Origin of the sequence: Flavobacterium sp., from assembly GCF_036782315.1 — a bacterium.
Classification (GTDB): domain Bacteria; phylum Bacteroidota; class Bacteroidia; order Flavobacteriales; family Flavobacteriaceae; genus Flavobacterium.
On the sequence record NZ_DAIPZK010000011.1, the window covers coordinates 39,534 to 56,949 of the forward strand.

At 31.3% G+C, this 17,416-nt stretch carries 17 protein-coding genes; 6 read left to right on the forward strand and 11 right to left on the reverse strand.

The genetic code is table 11. The annotated features are described in order from the left end of the window. The first annotated feature begins 230 nt into the window (after positions 1 to 230). From V7P59_RS10055 to V7P59_RS10070, 4 genes are all read left to right on the forward strand, one after another. Positions 231 to 575 (forward strand): helix-turn-helix domain-containing protein, encoded by a 345-nt coding sequence (locus V7P59_RS10055; RefSeq protein ID WP_333810033.1) that lies wholly within the window; start codon positions 231 to 233, stop codon positions 573 to 575. Then, positions 575 to 1,867, forward strand: a complete 1,293-nt coding sequence (locus tag V7P59_RS10060) for a type II toxin-antitoxin system HipA family toxin (protein ID WP_333810034.1) — start codon at positions 575 to 577, stop codon at positions 1,865 to 1,867. The genes V7P59_RS10055 and V7P59_RS10060 overlap by 1 nt, the downstream gene beginning before the upstream one ends. A 148-nt stretch (positions 1,868 to 2,015) precedes the next feature. Further along, complete coding sequence (locus V7P59_RS10065; RefSeq protein WP_333810035.1) at positions 2,016 to 2,510, forward strand: helix-turn-helix transcriptional regulator; 495 nt, start codon at positions 2,016 to 2,018, stop codon at positions 2,508 to 2,510. A 109-nt stretch (positions 2,511 to 2,619) separates the two neighbouring features. Further along, positions 2,620 to 2,889: a hypothetical protein gene (locus tag V7P59_RS10070; RefSeq protein WP_442902421.1), complete on the forward strand. Its 270-nt coding sequence runs from the start codon at positions 2,620 to 2,622 to the stop codon at positions 2,887 to 2,889. A 32-nt stretch (positions 2,890 to 2,921) separates the two neighbouring features. Here the strand turns inward: V7P59_RS10070 and V7P59_RS10075 are convergent, their stop codons facing one another. The 11 genes from V7P59_RS10075 to V7P59_RS10125 form a co-directional block, all read right to left on the reverse strand. Continuing rightward, positions 2,922 to 5,186: a multicopper oxidase domain-containing protein gene (locus V7P59_RS10075; RefSeq protein WP_442902422.1), complete on the reverse strand. Its 2,265-nt coding sequence runs from the start codon at positions 5,184 to 5,186 to the stop codon at positions 2,922 to 2,924. A gap of 56 nt (positions 5,187 to 5,242) precedes the next feature. After that, positions 5,243 to 6,115: a DUF2911 domain-containing protein gene (locus V7P59_RS10080; protein ID WP_333810038.1), complete on the reverse strand. Its 873-nt coding sequence runs from the start codon at positions 6,113 to 6,115 to the stop codon at positions 5,243 to 5,245. Between the two features lie 4 nt (positions 6,116 to 6,119). After that, positions 6,120 to 6,341 (reverse strand): heavy-metal-associated domain-containing protein, encoded by a 222-nt coding sequence (locus tag V7P59_RS10085; RefSeq protein ID WP_262319442.1) that lies wholly within the window; start codon positions 6,339 to 6,341, stop codon positions 6,120 to 6,122. Positions 6,342 to 6,357: 16 nt separating this feature from the next. After that, positions 6,358 to 8,778, reverse strand: a complete 2,421-nt coding sequence (locus V7P59_RS10090; protein ID WP_333810039.1) for a heavy metal translocating P-type ATPase — start codon at positions 8,776 to 8,778, stop codon at positions 6,358 to 6,360. A gap of 79 nt (positions 8,779 to 8,857) precedes the next feature. After that, complete coding sequence (locus V7P59_RS10095) at positions 8,858 to 9,418, reverse strand: AraC family transcriptional regulator (protein ID WP_262319440.1); 561 nt, start codon at positions 9,416 to 9,418, stop codon at positions 8,858 to 8,860. Positions 9,419 to 9,430: 12 nt separating this feature from the next. Then, positions 9,431 to 10,171 carry a DUF3347 domain-containing protein gene (locus V7P59_RS10100; RefSeq protein ID WP_333810040.1) on the reverse strand — a complete coding sequence of 247 codons (741 nt, stop codon included), beginning with the start codon at positions 10,169 to 10,171 and terminating at the stop codon, positions 9,431 to 9,433. Positions 10,172 to 10,189: 18 nt separating this feature from the next. Next, positions 10,190 to 11,008 (reverse strand): hypothetical protein, encoded by an 819-nt coding sequence (locus V7P59_RS10105; RefSeq protein ID WP_288981939.1) that lies wholly within the window; start codon positions 11,006 to 11,008, stop codon positions 10,190 to 10,192. Further along, positions 11,008 to 11,505, reverse strand: coding sequence for a heavy-metal-associated domain-containing protein (locus V7P59_RS10110; protein WP_333810041.1), 498 nt, complete (start codon positions 11,503 to 11,505; stop codon positions 11,008 to 11,010). Before V7P59_RS10110 ends, V7P59_RS10105 begins: the two co-directional genes overlap by 1 nt. A 1-nt stretch (position 11,506) precedes the next feature. Continuing rightward, on the reverse strand, positions 11,507 to 11,971 hold the full coding sequence (locus tag V7P59_RS10115) for a TlpA family protein disulfide reductase (protein ID WP_333810042.1): 465 nt from the start codon (positions 11,969 to 11,971) through the stop codon (positions 11,507 to 11,509). A gap of 6 nt (positions 11,972 to 11,977) precedes the next feature. Next, entirely contained in the window at positions 11,978 to 12,850 is an 873-nt protein-coding gene (locus V7P59_RS10120; RefSeq protein ID WP_264369088.1) for a DUF3347 domain-containing protein, read from the reverse strand. 182 nt (positions 12,851 to 13,032) lie between these two features. After that, positions 13,033 to 13,410 carry a hypothetical protein gene (locus tag V7P59_RS10125; RefSeq protein ID WP_035693491.1) on the reverse strand — a complete coding sequence of 126 codons (378 nt, stop codon included), beginning with the start codon at positions 13,408 to 13,410 and terminating at the stop codon, positions 13,033 to 13,035. 367 nt (positions 13,411 to 13,777) lie between these two features. Here V7P59_RS10125 and pepT point away from each other — a divergent pair, with 367 nt between their 5' ends. Next, positions 13,778 to 15,022 carry a peptidase T gene (pepT, locus tag V7P59_RS10130; RefSeq protein WP_333810044.1) on the forward strand — a complete coding sequence of 415 codons (1,245 nt, stop codon included), beginning with the start codon at positions 13,778 to 13,780 and terminating at the stop codon, positions 15,020 to 15,022. A 116-nt stretch (positions 15,023 to 15,138) separates the two neighbouring features. Further along, positions 15,139 to 17,361: a M20/M25/M40 family metallo-hydrolase gene (locus V7P59_RS10135; RefSeq protein WP_333810045.1), complete on the forward strand. Its 2,223-nt coding sequence runs from the start codon at positions 15,139 to 15,141 to the stop codon at positions 17,359 to 17,361. Positions 17,362 to 17,416 lie beyond the last annotated feature (55 nt).

A 17,416-nucleotide genomic window follows, 5' to 3' on the forward strand; every position in this document is an offset into this window, starting at 1 on the left:
TTTGCGGTGATCAATTTATCTATTCACCGCATTTTTTACAGTAAAAACTTACTACATGTTCTAAACTTAAAACACTAGTAAAATAGGTAAATACCAATATTAACAATTAAAAAAAGCATTAAAACCTGTATTTACCTACATAAAAACTTAAAATATTCACATATAATATATAATTAATTACTATATTTGTTGGGAAATACCAATTATAATAATAATTTAACTCAATAAAGATGGAAAATACCAATATAAATTGGATTGCCATGAGTGATTCAGCTATCGTAAGTCAAATTGGAGCATTCATTAAAAATGAACGATTGAATAGTAACAGAACGCAAGCTCAATTAGCAAAAGAAGCTGGCATAAACAAATGGACGTTAGGTCAAATTGAGAATGGTGAAGCCATTACATTACTTTCATTAATTCAAATATTAAGAGCTTTAGGTGTTTTGCCACTACTAGATATCTTTTCAATCAAACAAGAAATAAGCCCTATAGAACTCGCAAAAAAAGCACAACAAAAAAGACAACGTGCTAGAAACACGGATAACGATACTACTAAAAAATCTGACTGGTAATGATTACAACCGCTTTTGTAAAAATATGGGGAGAAACCGTTGGTGCCGTTGCTTGGGATAAAGCAACTGGTATAGCAAGTTTTGAATACGATCCTAAATTCATAAACACTAAATCTGATTTAGCCCCAATAAAAATGCCTATTACTAATAGTAATAAACGTATTTTTTCGTTTCCAGAACTGAGAGATGTAAAAACATTCAAAGGATTACCTGGACTATTAGCCGATGTATTACCTGATGATTATGGAAATCAACTTATTAATAGTTGGTTAGCACAAAATGGTCGTCCTGAAAACAGCATGAATCCTGTAGAACTTTTGTGTTTTATAGGCACACGTGGAATGGGTGCTTTGGAATTTGAACCATCACAACTGAAACCAAATAAAAGAGCATTTGATATTGAAATTGATAGTTTAGTAAACATATCTAGAAAGATGCTTACTAGAAAAGAAAGTTTTGAAACCAACTTAAATGTGGATGAACAAAAAGCAATGCTAGATATTCTAAAAATAGGAACTTCAGCAGGTGGTGCTCGTCCAAAAGCAATTATAGCTTATAATGAAAAAACCGGACAAGTAAAATCAGGACAAACTATAGCTCCAAAAGGTTTTGAACACTGGCTAATTAAATTAGACACAATTAGCGATGTACAGTTTGGAGAGAGTACAGGTTTCGGAAGAGTCGAGATGGCATACTATCTTATGGCAAAAGCATGTGAAATTGATATGATGGAATGTAGACTTATGGAAGAAAACGGAAGAGCCCATTTTATGACAAAACGTTTTGACCGTGAAAATGGAGACCAAAAACACCATATACAAACCTTGTGTGCCATGCAGCATTACGATTTTAATCAAATAACAAGTTTCAGCTACGAACAATTGTTTCAAACGATGCGTATATTACAACTTCCATATCCACAAGCCGAGCAAATGTATAGAAGAATGGTATTTAACGTAATCTCAAGAAATTGTGATGATCATACCAAAAATTTTGCTTTTAGATTAAAAAAGGATTCAGAATGGGAATTAGCTCCAGCCTATGATATATTCTTTGCATATAGTCCTGAGAGCACATGGGTAAGCCAACACAATTTGAGTTTAAATGGAAAAAGAAAAGACATAACTAAAGAAGACTTATTGATGGTTGCAAAAGCAATGAATATTAAAAAAGCGGATAACATCATAAAGCAAATTAGTGATACTGTAAACAAATGGTATACGTTTGCAGAAATCACGAGCGTGGAAGAAAGTTTGAAAGAAAAAATTAAAAATTCTCACTTAATTTTATAAAAAAATATAGTATTGAGAAAACAATCAACATAGTTTTTAAAACCAGAAACAACAGCTTAAAATTACTGCTATAGCGGTGAATAGACTGTATATAAAAACTGTGGCAACATTCTTGCAATATGTAAACAAATTTGTTTACATTTATATTATGAGTTTTGAACTAGAAAAATATAAAGGCATTCATCCAGGAATCATTTTAGAGCGTTTATTAGCAAAAAAAGAGATTTCTCAGCGTCCTTTTGCCTTTTCTATAGGAGAACATCCACAAACCATTAATTCTATTACTAAAGGCAGAAGAAGTCTCAATACGGCATTAGCTTTAAAAATTGAAGCAGCACTCGGTTTAGAAGAAGGCTCATTAGCATTTCTACAAACCTTTTATGAAATAGCCGAAGAAAAAAAGAAATCAAGCCATACTCCTAACCTATCTAATCTAAGAAAGTCACTTTTTTGGGATACTGATATTTCTAAAATTAACTGGGATAAGCAATATAGAGCAATTATTCAAAGAGTTTATGAAAGAGGAAATGAAACCGAAAAAAAAGAGCTAGAAGCTTTTTACGGTTTACCTAAGATTAAAGTGGCTCTTCAAAACTCAAGAAGAAAACCTTACACTGTTAATAAAAACAAACAAAAAGCATAATGCTCTATTACAATACCGTAAATGATTTGCTGAAAAATAGTCTCATTACTTTAATGAATGCTCCTATTTTTCAAAACTTTAGATTAGTTGGTGGTATATTGAAGAGATTATTGCTATGAAGATAGATGTCATTCAAAGAGGTGGAAGAAAAAAGGATTTTTGGGATTTACATAATTTACTTGATTCTTATTCTATAAATCAAATGATAGAACTACATGAACAAAGATATCTTTATACTCATGATAGAAATTTAATTATTCAAAACTTTATTTCTTTTGAACAAGCTGATGATGATTTTGACCCAATTTGCTATAAAGGAAAATATTGGGAGTTTATAAAAGAGGATTTTGAAGAAATAATCAAAAATAATTTTAAATAAAAAAAGAGCGCAGTTGAAAGCGCTCTTTTCTATTAATAATTTAAATTTAACCCTACTCCAAACCCCATATCACTATCGTAATGGGTTCTTAGACTGAGATTTCGTTTTAGGATATATCGTGCTTCTAACATATACTCGGTATCGGTATTGACCATGAAGCCCATTCGTAATCGTTTGGAAACAGGTATGTCTTCACGCATTAATTGTAATCTTAGATTTCCATCTTGAAAAACCTCTGCTTGAAATTGAACTAACATGGGTAAGGTATAGGCGAATCCTGCACTGAAAACAGCTCTGTGGTCTTTGGTGTTTTTTTGTCCGAATATATTTTTTTCAACTTCGCCTTCCATGTCGCGGTAACGCCAGTCAAAACCTATGAAGGGCATTAACCATTGCATTTTACCAATGTATCTTCCCAAGTGGAATTCGGCTTCATAACCGTGCATATCGTTGTATCCTAATCTCCATTCTGCACCTAAACTCCAACGGGTATTTTGTACCATTGCCATACCATCATTTCCATTGGTAGCAAAATCGTTTTCAGCCATGATGTGAAAAGCTCTGTCATCAGCAAATAATTTGCGTTGGGCTAATTTTGGATTAGGAATTAATGGATTGGGTTCCTGATTTTCATACGTAAAAATTCTACCCATGCCTGCCATCATGTGATACAAGATGTGACAATGAAAAAACCAATCGCCCTCAATATTAGCATTGAATTCTATTACATTGGTTTCCATTGGCATTAAATCCATTACGTTTTTTAAAGGTGCATAATCCCCTTGTCCGTTAATGATTCTAAAATCGTGTCCGTGTAAATGCATGGGATGGCGCATCATGGAACCGTTGTAGAGCGTAATTCTAACATTTTCGCCTTTCTTAATTAAGATTTTATCGGTTTCTGAAATCACTTTATTGTCCATACTCCACACATAACGGTTCATGTTTCCCGTAAGTTCAAAACGAAGTTCTTTTACTGGTGCATCTTTTGGTAATGTTGTTTTTTCGGTAGCTTTAAGCATGGCGTAATTCAATGTGGTGATGTTCGCCAATGCATTAGCATCATACTTATTATGTTTTGAATGTTCTTGATGGCTTGCTGCCTTTGGTGTTTGTTCTTTCTTTTTATTATCAGCTTCTCCAGTAATTTCGGGATACATAACTACGTTCATATCCATTTGATTTAAAGACATGCTCATTCCCATATCATCTAACTCACCGTTCATTTTCATCATATCGTTCATCATCTCCATCCCTTCAAAATATTTTAATTTTGGCAAGGGTGAAATCAATTGTTTGATACCGTTTCCAATATAAACTGAAGCCGACTTTGTTCTATCTTCGGCGGTAGCTAAAAATTCATATGACGTATTATCGGCTGGAATTGTGACTATGACATCATAGGTTTCTGAAACAGCAATTAGTAATCGATCTACTTCCACAGGTTCTACATCATTACCATCACTAGCTACTACCGTAATTTTTCCACCTGCATAGGTCAACCAAAAATAAGAGGAAGCACCTCCATTGGCAATACGAAGTCGGACTTTATCACCTCCTTTGAATTGTGCTAATTGACTTTCGTTTTTTCCGTTTATTAGAAACTTTTCGTAATAGACATCGCTTACATCCATGGCATTCATTCGTTTCCACTCGTTGCCTAGTTTTGTTTTAAAATGCCCTTGTTTAATGGCTTCACTATAACTTTGTGTGGAACCTTTTTTGATGGCAAACCAATCGGAAGCGTTGTGCAACATTCGGTGAACGTTTTCGGGTTTTAAATCGGTCCATTCACTTAAAATGACAGGAATGGTAGGTAAATCATCGATACCTCTTCTAAAAGTAGGATCGTTTTCTTTTTTATTCATAATGAACATACCATACATTCCGATTTGTTCTTGCAATCCAGAGTGCGAATGATACCAATGCGTTCCGTTTTGGATGATGGGAAACGTATATTTATGCGTTGTGCCAGGTTGAATGGGCATTTGGGTTAAATTCGGTACTCCATCTTCTTTGTTAGGTAAAAATAATCCGTGCCAATGCAACGAAGTAGTTTCTTTCAATTCGTTATGGACATATATTTCGGCAATATCGCCTTCTGTAAAAGTTAAGGTTGGCATTGGAATTTGACCGTTCACCGCAATAGCTCTTTTTTCAGTTCCAGAATAGTTGACAATTGTATCGCGAACGTATAAATCGTATCGTACTATTTTTTGAGCGAATAAGATTTGTGATACAAAAAGTAATAGTACTATTTGCAACATTTTTTTTGAAAAAATATTTTGTAAATCCATATCTGATATTTTCATTTTAGTTATTGCAAATTTTTGAAAATCAAGCATTTTTGATTTTATTTTTTTAATAGCAATTCCCAACTTGCTATTTTATTGTTCAATGTTTCTATAGTTTTTTTCATTTTTTCCTTATCTGCTAATGATACTGCCCTTTTTGCAGCTTCAATAGCACTAGTGTAATCTTTGTTTTCCGATGCTATTTTTTGTCTCAAATTTGGATAATGGAAATTTTGAGGATTTAACTTTTCAGCATCCAATAGCCATTTAATTGCTTGTTTGAAATCTCTATTTGTACTGTAATAATAGTTAGCTGCTTGAAATAATAAGTTGGCATCTTGCGTTTTTCCTTTAACGATATGTTGGTCTATCAACGCTAATAACATATCGTCCTCTTTACTTTTAATTGGTATTTTGACCATAGTATTTTCCCAAAAGATTTTTAGAAATGCTTCACCTTTGCTATTAATGTCATTTAATTCAATTGTAAATGTTTCATAGAAATAGGGACTTTTTTCTGTGGGAACTTTAAAACGCATTACGTCTTTTTTCTCATCATAGCCGGTTTCACCATGTAAAGTTATATCTGTATTAATGATTATTGTCCACTCATTAATTGAAGGAATTGAAAATATTGAATAACTACCCGCTTTTAATATACTATTACCAAAGGAGATATCTTCAGAAGTTGTAATTACGGTACAATCACTTGCACCAGTTCGCCAAAGTTTATCAAATGGTACTAACTCACCAAATATTTTTCTGCCTCTTACTAATGGTCTACTATAGGCTATTTTAATTTTTGCACTGCCGACTTCCTGTTCAAATGATGAAGCAGGACTTGCAGATGTTGTTCTTATTTGAATTTTTTCTTGAGCATTTATTAATAACGCTTGAATTAATAGAAAGCTTGTAAAGATTATTTTTCTCATCTTGTTAGTTAGTTATTTTTTCAATTTTAAAACCAGCCTTTTCAACTGCTGCTACTATTTCATTCTGATTTAAAGATTGTGTTTCAATAGTTAAAACTTTATCCTTATTTTGGACATCAACTTCCCAGTTTTCTATCTCAGAAATCTCATTTAATGTGGGTGTAACTTTTGCGACACAGCCCATACAATTTATATTCGTTTTGAATTTAAAAATATTCTTTTCCATTGTTTTATGATTTTAATTAACTATTGAAATATTTAAGCCTTAAACTATTGCCAACAACACTTATACTACTTAGTGCCATTGCTGCTCCAGCAATCATTGGATTAAGTAAAAAACCATTGATTGGGTAAAGAATTCCAGCTGCAATTGGAATACCTACAACATTATAAATAAATGCCCAAAATAAATTTTGTTTTATTGTATTTACAGTGCTTTTTGAGAGTTTTATTGCTGTTGAAATTTTCATTAAGTCGGATGATATAATTGTCATTTTGGCAACATCGATTGCAATATCACTTCCTTTTCCCATTGCAATACTCACATTGGCTTGAGCTAATGCGGTACTGTCGTTAATACCATCACCTACCATAGCTACAATTTTACCTTTTGCTTGAAGTTCTTTTACAAAATCGGCTTTGTCTTTTGGAAGTACTTCACCTTTGAAACTTGAAATTCCTGTTTTTTCAGCAATAGCTTTAGCTGTATTATAATTATCTCCGGTTAACATATGGACTTCAATACCCATTTTTTGTAATTCCTTAATTGCTTCAATAGAAGTTTCTTTAATCTCATCTGCTATAGCTAAAACTGCTAAAGCTTTTTTGTCATCCGCAAACCATATAACTGTTTTTGCTTTATGCAACCATTTATCTGCTTGTTCCTTTAAGGAATTGTCTATTAGTATTTGGTTTTCGGTTAATAGTTTTTGATTACCCACTAAATAATTAATATCCTTATAATTTGCTCTAACACCTTTACCTGTTAGACTTTCAATATGATGTATGTGAACCGTATTTATATCTTTTAGATAATTTACAACGGCTTCAGCTAATGGATGCTCAGATTGTTTTTCAATACTTAATAATATTTGTTTTAAGTTATCATTTTCATCCAACCATTTACTATTGGTTACAGTAGGTTTTCCATAGGTAATAGTTCCTGTTTTATCCAGAATTATAGCATCTACTTTTTTTGCTAATTCTAAACTTTCAGCGTCTTTAATCAAAATACCTTGCTCAGCTCCTTTACCCACACCAACCATAATAGCTGTTGGAGTTGCCAAACCTAATGCACATGGACATGCAATTACTAAAACTGTCACTAAAGCTAGTATTCCTTGTGTAAATCCATTTTCACCTCCTAAAATTACCCATGATATAAGAGAAAGAATTGCAATTCCTATAACAATTGGTACAAATATACCTGCAATTTTATCCACCAATTTCTGCACTGGAGCTTTACTACCTTGTGCTTCTTGAACCATTTTAATGATTTGAGCCAACATAGTATCTGAACCAATTTTTTCAGCTTTAAACTGGAAACTTCCTTTTTGATTGATTGTTCCTGAAAACACTTTATCATTTACTTCCTTTTTAACAGCTAATGGTTCTCCACTTAACATGCTTTCATCTACAAACGAACTTCCTTGTGTTACTATTCCATCAACCGCTACTTTATCTCCTGGCTTAACTATGATGGTCATTCCAACTTCAACTTGTTCAATAGGTAATGCTATTTGATTCTGTTCAGTATCTAATATGTTAACGGTTTTGGGTTGTAAGCCGATTAACTTCTTAATTGCTGAAGATGTATTTCCTTTAGCATTCTCTTCCAGTAACTTACCTAATAAAATAAAAGCAATTACTACTGCTGCAGATTCAAAATAAACATGAGCGTGTAATCCTTTTGAATGCCAATAATCTGGGAAAAGAGTATTGAATACACTAAATATATAAGCAACACCTGTACTTAATGCAACTAGTGTGTCCATATTGGCAGACCCATGTTTAGTTTGCTTCCAAGCATTTATAAAAAAGTCTTTACCAAAACCTAAAATTACAGGAGTTGATAACACCCACATAATGTAATTAGCGTAAGGAATATCCCTAAAAAACATGGCTATAATTACTAGTGGTAATGTCAAAAAAACAGCTCCAATTGTTTTCTTTTTTAGTAAATTATATTTTTTTTGGTGAAGTTCTTCTAAAGTTTCAGAATTTTCATTTCCTTCCTCAATAAATAAATCATAACCAATGCTTTGAACTGCTTGACGCATTTGATTTACTGTAACTAAACTCGGAATATATTCAACTGTTAAAGTGGCTGTTGCATAATTAACTTGTGATGAAACAATACCAGGTAAAAATTTTACGATGCTTTCTGTACTAATCGCACATGAAGCACAAGTCATTTGAAGCACCGGAATTGTCTTTTTTATTGTTGTTACTTCATATCCTAAATCACGAATAGTTTTTACAACATTCGGAATAACTTCTTCAGGTTTATCTGTTTCAATAACTGCTCGATTGTTATTTAACTCTACAGTATGACTTGTAATGTTTTTTACTGACTGTATACCTTTATCAACTATTAAAGCACAGTGCTCACTCTCAACATTTTCAAGAGGAATGTAAATCTGTTTTCTTGTTTCAGTTTTCATCTTTATGAGTTTTATTGGTACAAAGTTCTGATGATTGGCTTAAGTTGACTTGTATAATTATGGAAATGATTTACACTATTTATAATTTATCGATTTGCGTTCGTTTAGCTTCTTTTATTTGTTTGAAATGCGTTGGTGTAAAACCAGTTATTTTTTTAAATTGGTTACTTAAATGTGCTACACTACTGTAATTAAGTAAATCAGCAATTTCACTAAAACTTAATTCATCATAAATAATAAGCTCTTTAACTTTTTCAATTTTTAGATTTATAAAATACTTTTCTATACTAATACCTTCAATCTCTGAAAATAAATTACTTAGTTTACTGTAATCCTGATTTAGGTTTTCTGAGAGAAATAACGATAGATTTTTATCTAAATCTGCATTTTTATTTTGAACTAAATCAATTAATTTATTTTTGATAAGTTCAATTATTCGACTTCTTTTATCATCAATTACTTCAAAACCAAACTTCTCAAGATTTAATTTAATATCCTTTTTTTGAATATCTGTAATCTCTTGATTCAGTTCAATTTCTCCTAATTCAACTTTTACTAGTGAATATCCTAAATTTTCGATTTCATTTTTAACAACCATTTTACAACGATCGCAAACCATATTTTTAATATAGAGTTTCATTGCCTTTTTATGTTAGAATGTCTTTTTCAAACTACCACAACTCAACATTTCAGCACCATAATAAGGGTTTTTAATTTCCTTAACCTCACTTATCCAAATAGCTCCTTTACCATCATTTGCCATGGGACAGAAATCTTGATATAGTTTTTGCTTTGAACCAAAGGTTATGATTAAATCATTAATGCTATTACTTAGCATAATAAAATGTTCTCTTTGATTATGAATTTTGCCAGAATTATCTCCGATATGCTTTGCATGAACGCTACCTTTTTCTAATATACTTAAAAGTTCATTTTTTAATTTTGAATTAAGAGAAGAAGTATCAGTACTATTAAATGTTTTTAATAAACTTTTTGCAGTTATAGCAGCTACTTTACTATCATCTTTTGTCAAAGCATTTTTAAGTTTTAAATAGTTAGCAATAATTTCAGATGTTGAAAATTGATTTGTTGATTCTTGAGAAACTTCTGTCTTTTCCTGAACATTTTGAGCTTCAACTGTTGTTGTATCTTTATGTTCGTGTGAACCATCATTGTGGTTATGTGTTGCTTCTTTTTGTTGTACAGGCTCCGTTAATTCCATTCCACATTTTGAACATTCTTCACCCTTTTTTCCTGTAATTTCTGGATGTATAGAACAAGCATACAATTCGTTCGAAGTTGATTTTGTTTCTATGCCATCGGTTTCTTTTACTTTGTGATTGCAAGAAGTTATTGTAATTGCTAACAACGCTATAATAAATAGTGTTTTCATGATAATTGATTTTTGAAATTAATTACTTTGCTTTTTTAAATTGAAGAAAGTATAATACAAATTGAAATACACTCCATTTGGCGCCGAACGTACCATTGAACTCATTAACTCATGTCTGTAAGCTACATCAACTCTCGCTTGACTGTTGAAAATAAATTGAATTACAGGCACAACATCCAAATATGATTTACCGTTTTCGTTAATGGTTTGACCTGCAAATTCAACCATTAAATTGATATTGGTTTGTTTGAAACTAGTGTACTTTTTAGGGTACATTAATTTTCCAAAAGAAAGAGTGTAATTAGTGGCATTATCTCCTAATTCGTTTGGAAATGGATAATCTGGTTTGTTGTCAAAAGCTTTCTCAAAACTAATTGATGAACTAATTGCTAATTTTTTAATCAGTTTAGTAGCCACAATTCCAGATTCAAAACCCGTATTATGTCCCATGATTTCAATTTGTTCCTGATGTATGTCGGCATTATTGAAACTATATCTTCCAAAAGCTGCCATACGGAAATGACTGTTTAAATCATCTGTAGAATAAAAACGATATTTGACATAAAAGCTTCCTCCTTCTGTTACTAAATCATTACTTCTGTTACTCACAAAAGCAGATGCACGAACCATCAAATTTTTATTAATCCCATATGTAACTTCGGGCATCAGATGATAACTATATCCTGATTTAAATTCTTCTTTAAAACGTGATTGAAGAAGATTGACACCTAATGAGTTTGCCGGAACATTACTAGCGGGATCTGTGATTAGAAACAGTTCTTGACTTACACTTTTTTGAATACTGAATAATATTATTAGAATAAAAAACTTTCTCATTAGTTTAAAATTTTAATATGAAAATCATCTTCACTGTTTGCAACATAAGTCGAAATGTCCTTAAATGATTTTGATAATTTTTTAAACTCTTTTTCTGTAACATAACCTTTATCAACTACTTGAAATTTAACAACTTCTGTAGTGTCTTTTTTGTCATTTACTAAAATGTAAGGACTTTTACTAATGGTTTCAGCTTTGGCAGTTATTACTAATGATCCAATAAAAAAACCTGCTTTTTCTACTTTTTCCTTAAATGTTTTTGGACTTAATTCATTTCCTTCTTTAAGAGTTACCGTGAATGTGTTAGTATTTAAGTCAGTTTCAACATTGATAACGTCTGGTAATGCTTTAAGTTGCTTATTTATAGCATTTGAACACATTGAGCAAGTTAAACCCGTTGCTCTAATTTCAGCTTTTACAATTTGTGCATTACTTTTTATTGAAAACATCAAAACGATTGATGCAATTACTAGATATACTTTATTTATTTTTTTCATTTTACTTTTCTATTAATTTAATTATTTCTTCTTCTGTTGGATTTTTTGCAATTAGAATACCTTCTTCATTGAATAAAAATTTCGATGGTAATTCCTCTACACCAAATTGTATTGCTGTTTCAGCATCAAAACCTTTTGAGTCTATCAATTGGGTAAATTTAATTTTATCTTTTTCAACAGCTTTTAGCCATTTATTAGTATCTGTATCGATTGATATTCCTATTATTTCTATTTTATCTGAACTAACTTCATTATGTAGTTTTACTAACTTTTTATTGCCTAATCTGCAAGGACCACACCATGATGCCCAAAAATCAATTAATACATATTTCCCTTTAAAAGATGTAATATTTACCTCTGTATTACTAGTACTTTTTAATGCTATTGATGGTATTGTATCTCCAACATCAATCTGTGCAGTGGCTATATTAGTAATTAAAAAAAATGCAAAAATTATTCTTCTCATTTTAGATTATTTAATAGTTTCTACCGTTTTTCCACAAGTTAACATCATTGAGCCGTAGTAAGGATTTTTTACTGCATTTTCTTTACTTAACCAATTTGCACCTTTACCATCATTGTACATAGGGCAATGTTGGAAATAAACTGGAACCTCATACTTTGCAACTTTTAATAATGAATAAATGTCTTTTGATAATGTTGTAAAGTGATTTCGTTGTTTATTAATATCTTTTGATTTTGAAATCAGTTCAGTATCTTTTTTAATTTGATTTACAACTTTCATCCAAACCATATGAACATCCATATCCAATTTGTCCATTTTAACATTGTTTATTGCAGTTAGTAATTCCTTTGAAGCAATTGAAGTTGTGTTACCATCAGAAGAAATCATAGCATCTTTTACCACAAAATAGTTATCAAAAACAACTTTAAGTTGGTTAACTTCTTGAAGTACCATCTTTGAAGTTTCATTGTGGTTTACATGATTATTATGGATTTCAGTAGTTTCTTCCACTTTGATTTCTTCTTTAACTGGAACTTTAGCAACTCTGTCATATTGACAACATCCATGAAGATTGTCATAGACATCATCTGGTGCAAGAAACTTATCACTATCATATCCTGCTAATGCTATTCTTTTTAGTATTTCGTCTGGATTAGTTTTAGTAGTATCATAAGTTAAAGTGGCCATCTTCGAATCTTGATCCCAATCTACTTTAGCTACTTTTTTGATATTTCCTGCATTTTCGATTTTGGTTTCGCACATTCCACAGTTTCCATAAATTTTAACTGTTTCTGTTTTTGCATTTTTAATTTGTGCATTGACAGCAATACTAAGCAATATAAAAGTTGCTAGCATTATATTTTTAAATGAATTTTTCATTTTAATAATGTATTAGTAATCAAAGTGAATTCCTTTGATAAGTTGATAAAAAAATAATGAATAACAGTTTACAAGTCTATCTGCTTAAAATAATTAAAAATAAAAACGGAAAGTAAACTGATGATTAATCTGATAGCAAAATGCTATAAATTTGACACACTAATGGCTGTCAAAAAAAGAATTTAGCCTATTTTAGGTATTAGCCAAATAGAATGAAAACCATCTGAGATTGATGGTGCCGTGTATGAAAACTTAACTTTCTCTATTGAAGAATATTGAATAAAGTTAATTTTAAAAGTAATTTCTGGAATAAAAATGATTGAAGAAGAAGGACAAGTCATAGAACAACCACAATTTGAATGACCACAATCGCCATTACATCCCTTTTCATCTTTGCTTTCAGAACTGTCATTACTACAACAACACTTCTTTTCAGTTTTGTTAGATGAAACTTCTTTTTCACAAGAATGTTTTGAATTAGAGTTACCACAAGCCATAGCAGTATTAGGCATTAAAAACATGCCTAATAAAACTATTAATATTATGTGATATTTTTTCATTTTTAACTTTAAAACATCACAAATGTATAAAAAATGAATTATTGTTTGTATAAAATATTGTTAAATAGAATTCAAAAGCATTTGTTAACTCCAATTTACTTTTAAATAATTGTATCCTTTTTAAAATTAAACAACTATTTTTTAATCCAAGATCTTTATTTTTTACTTATTTTTGTTAAAGTTTTAAAACTTAAATAAATTTAATTTTTAACACCCCGAGTACACCTCTAACCTCTTTAACCCTTATTAATAAAGAGAAAAAAGATATTGTATCGGGAAATAATTTAGTTTGCCTAATTTATAAAATGAATAGGAGAATTAATTAACCTATTCAACCTATTCCATATATTTGTACAAATTATTAATCATGCAACACATTATCGATCGCTTTATAAGCTACGTTACTATAGACACCGAATCAGATCCAAATTCTGATACTACACCAAGTACTAAAAAACAACTCGACCTTGCAAATCTTTTAGTAAAAGAACTTAAAGCAATGGGTATGACAGAAGTAACTATTGACAAAAATGGTTATGTTATGGCTACATTAGAAAGTAATGTAAAACATGAAGTTCCTACTATTGGTTTTGTTTCACATTATGATACAACTCCTGATTTTACGGGTGCTAACGTAAAGCCACAAATTGTAAAAAATTACGATGGCGGAGATATCGTTTTGAATAAAAAACAAAACATTGTTTTATCACCCAGTTATTTTAAAGACTTATTGCAATACAAAGGACAAACTTTAATTACAACAGACGGAACCACTTTACTTGGTGCTGATGATAAAGCGGGTATTACAGAAATTATGTCGGCAATGGAATACTTAATCCAACATCCCGAAATCAAGCACGGAAAAATTCGTGTAGGTTTTACTCCAGATGAAGAAATTGGACGTGGAGCACACAAGTTTGATGTAGAGAAATTTGGTTGCGAATGGGCCTATACAATGGACGGAAGTCAAATAGGTGAATTAGAATACGAGAATTTTAATGCCGCTGGTGCTAAAATTACATTTAAAGGAAAAAGTGTTCACCCAGGCTATGCAAAAGGAAAAATGATTAATTCCATGTTGTTAGCAAATCAGTTTATTTCAAAATTACCTAAAAACGAAATTCCAGAAAAAACAAAAGGATATGAAGGTTTCTTTCATGTAGTAGGTATCACTGGAAGTATTGAAGAAACGGTTGTTGAATTAATCATTCGTGACCATAGTGCTAAAAAATTCAAAGAAAGAAAAGAGTTTATCCATGAATTAGCGAATAAATTCAATAAAAAATGGAAAAAACAATTTGGAGAAGAAATTGTAATTGCTGAAGTAAAAGATCAATATTACAACATGAAAGAAAAAGTAAAACCTGTTTTTCATATTGTAGAAATTGCCGAGAAAGCGATGAAGGAATTAGGAATTAAACCTATTATAAAACCTATTCGCGGTGGAACGGATGGATGTCAATTATCTTACAAAGGATTACCTTGTCCAAATATTTTTGCTGGCGGACACAATTTTCACGGAAAATATGAATATGTTCCCGTTGAAAGCATGGTAAAAGCTACAGAAGTAATTGTAAAAATTGCCGAGATTACAGCAACATTTAAAAAATAATCTATTTACGTATAGATAAGTATTATAAAGACAAGCAATTTACAGCTTGTCTTTTTTTGTATATTCGCATTCTATTGTTATTAAAAATCAAAGCAATTATGTTTCAAAAAATAAACATGAAAAAAAATCTATTATTAGGTGTTCTTTTAATTGTTAGCAGTATTTCGGTAGCTCAAGAAAAACATCTTAAAAACATCAAACAGTTAACTTTTGGAGGCGATAATGCCGAAGCTTATTTTAGTCCAAAAGGTGACAAATTAACGCTTCAAGTTACCAATAAAGCGTTTGGGGTTACGTGTGATCAAATCTTCATGTTAGATTTACAAGCACAAGAATTCAATGAAAAAAGTTTGCAATTAGTTTCAACTGGAAAAGGGAGAACTACTTGTTCGTTTTATATGCCTGACGGAAAGCATATCATATATGCTTCTACTCACGCTGCAGACCATGCTTGTCCAGCACCGCCAAAGCCAATAGATGGAAAATATCTATGGGCAATTTATCCTGAATTTGACATTTATATGGCAGATTTAAATGGAAAAATCGTTAAACAACTTACCAATAGCCCGGGTTATGATGCTGAAGCGGTAGTATCTCCAGATGGAAAAAAGATTGCTTTCACAAGTATTAGAAGTGGTGATTTAGAAATTTATGTCATGGATATTGATGGAAGCAATTTGAAGCAAATCACTTCTGGATTAGGATATGATGGTGGTTGTTTCTTTTCGCACGATAGTAAAAAAATTGTATTTCGTTCGTCTCGTCCAAAAACGCCTGAAGCTATTAAAGAATATAAAGATTTATTAGCACAAAATCTTGTCGCTCCATCTGAAATGGAAATCTACACGTGCAACATTGATGGTTCAGATTTAAAACAAATTACGAATCTTGGTAAAGCCAATTGGGCTCCTTACTTTCATCCTTCTGATAAGAAGATTATATTTTCTTCAAATCATCATTCAACTCGTGGATATGATTTTCAATTGTTTATGATTGATATTAATGGCGAAAACTTACAACAAATTACTTGGGAAAGCGAATTTAACGCGTTTCCAATGTTTTCACCAGATGGAAAAAAATTGGTTTTCTCAAGTAATAGAATGCAAAGCAAACCAAGAGAAACCAATGTTTTTATTGCCGATTGGGTTGAAGGTGATGCTGCTGAAATTGCCCAACCAAAATCGCTAAAAAAACATATCACTTATTTAGCCTCAGATGAATTACAAGGTCGCTTAACTGGTTCAATAGGAGAAAAAAAAGCAGCAGATTACATCGCAAAAGAATTCAAAGCATTGGGATTAAAACCTTATGCTAACAATAGTTACTTTCAAAAATTCAATTATAAAGTAAAATTGAATCCACATGCTACAGATGGCTCTGGTGATAAAGCAAATCACGGAACCAATGTAATTGCATTTTTAGATAACAAAGCTTCTAAAACGATTGTTATTGGAGCACATTATGATCATTTAGGTTTAAACGAACACAATCATTCTACGAAACCAAATTCTCATGGTGAAATTCATAATGGTGCTGATGATAATTCTTCGGGCGTGGCTGGAGTTTTAGAATTAGCGCGTATGTTATCAAAAAACAAAGCAAAAGAAAATGCGAATTATATTTTTGCTTTGTTTTCGGGTGAAGAAGATGGTTTAATTGGTTCTAAACACATGACTGAAACCTTGAAATCCTTATATCCAAATGTAGTAACAATGATTAATATGGATATGATTGGACGATTAAATACAGATAAAGGCTTAACAGTGGGTGGTGTTGGAACTTCTCCAGAATTCACAAAAATCGTAAACAAAAATAAACCTGCTGGTTTTAATATTACTTTAGACCTGGCTGGACAAGGCCCTTCTGATCATACATCGTTTTATTTAAAAGATATTCCTGTATTATTTTTCTTTACTGGAACGCATAATGACTATCATAAACCATCAGATGATGAAGATAAAATCAACTATTATGGCGTGAAAAACATTACAGATTATGTATTTAGAGTATGTTCGGATATTGAAAAATTAGAAAAAATTGAATTCACTAAAACCGCCATGAATTCAGAAAAAGTAGTTCCAAAATATAAAGTAACATTGGGGATTATGCCAGATTATACTGATCATGGTGATGGTTTGCATATTGATGGAGTTACCGATAATCGTCCTGCTCATACAGCTGGAATTATAGCAGGTGATATTTTGGTAAAAATTGGGGATTGCGAAATCAAAGAAGTATATGGTTACATGGATTGTTTAGCTAAACTAAACGTGGGTGATGAGAAAGACGTAACCGTAATGCGAAATGGTAAACCAATTACAGTAAAAGTAAAATTCTAAGACTAATTAAAGAGGACATTGTTCCTCTTTTTTTTGGAAGATTTTTTATATTTGA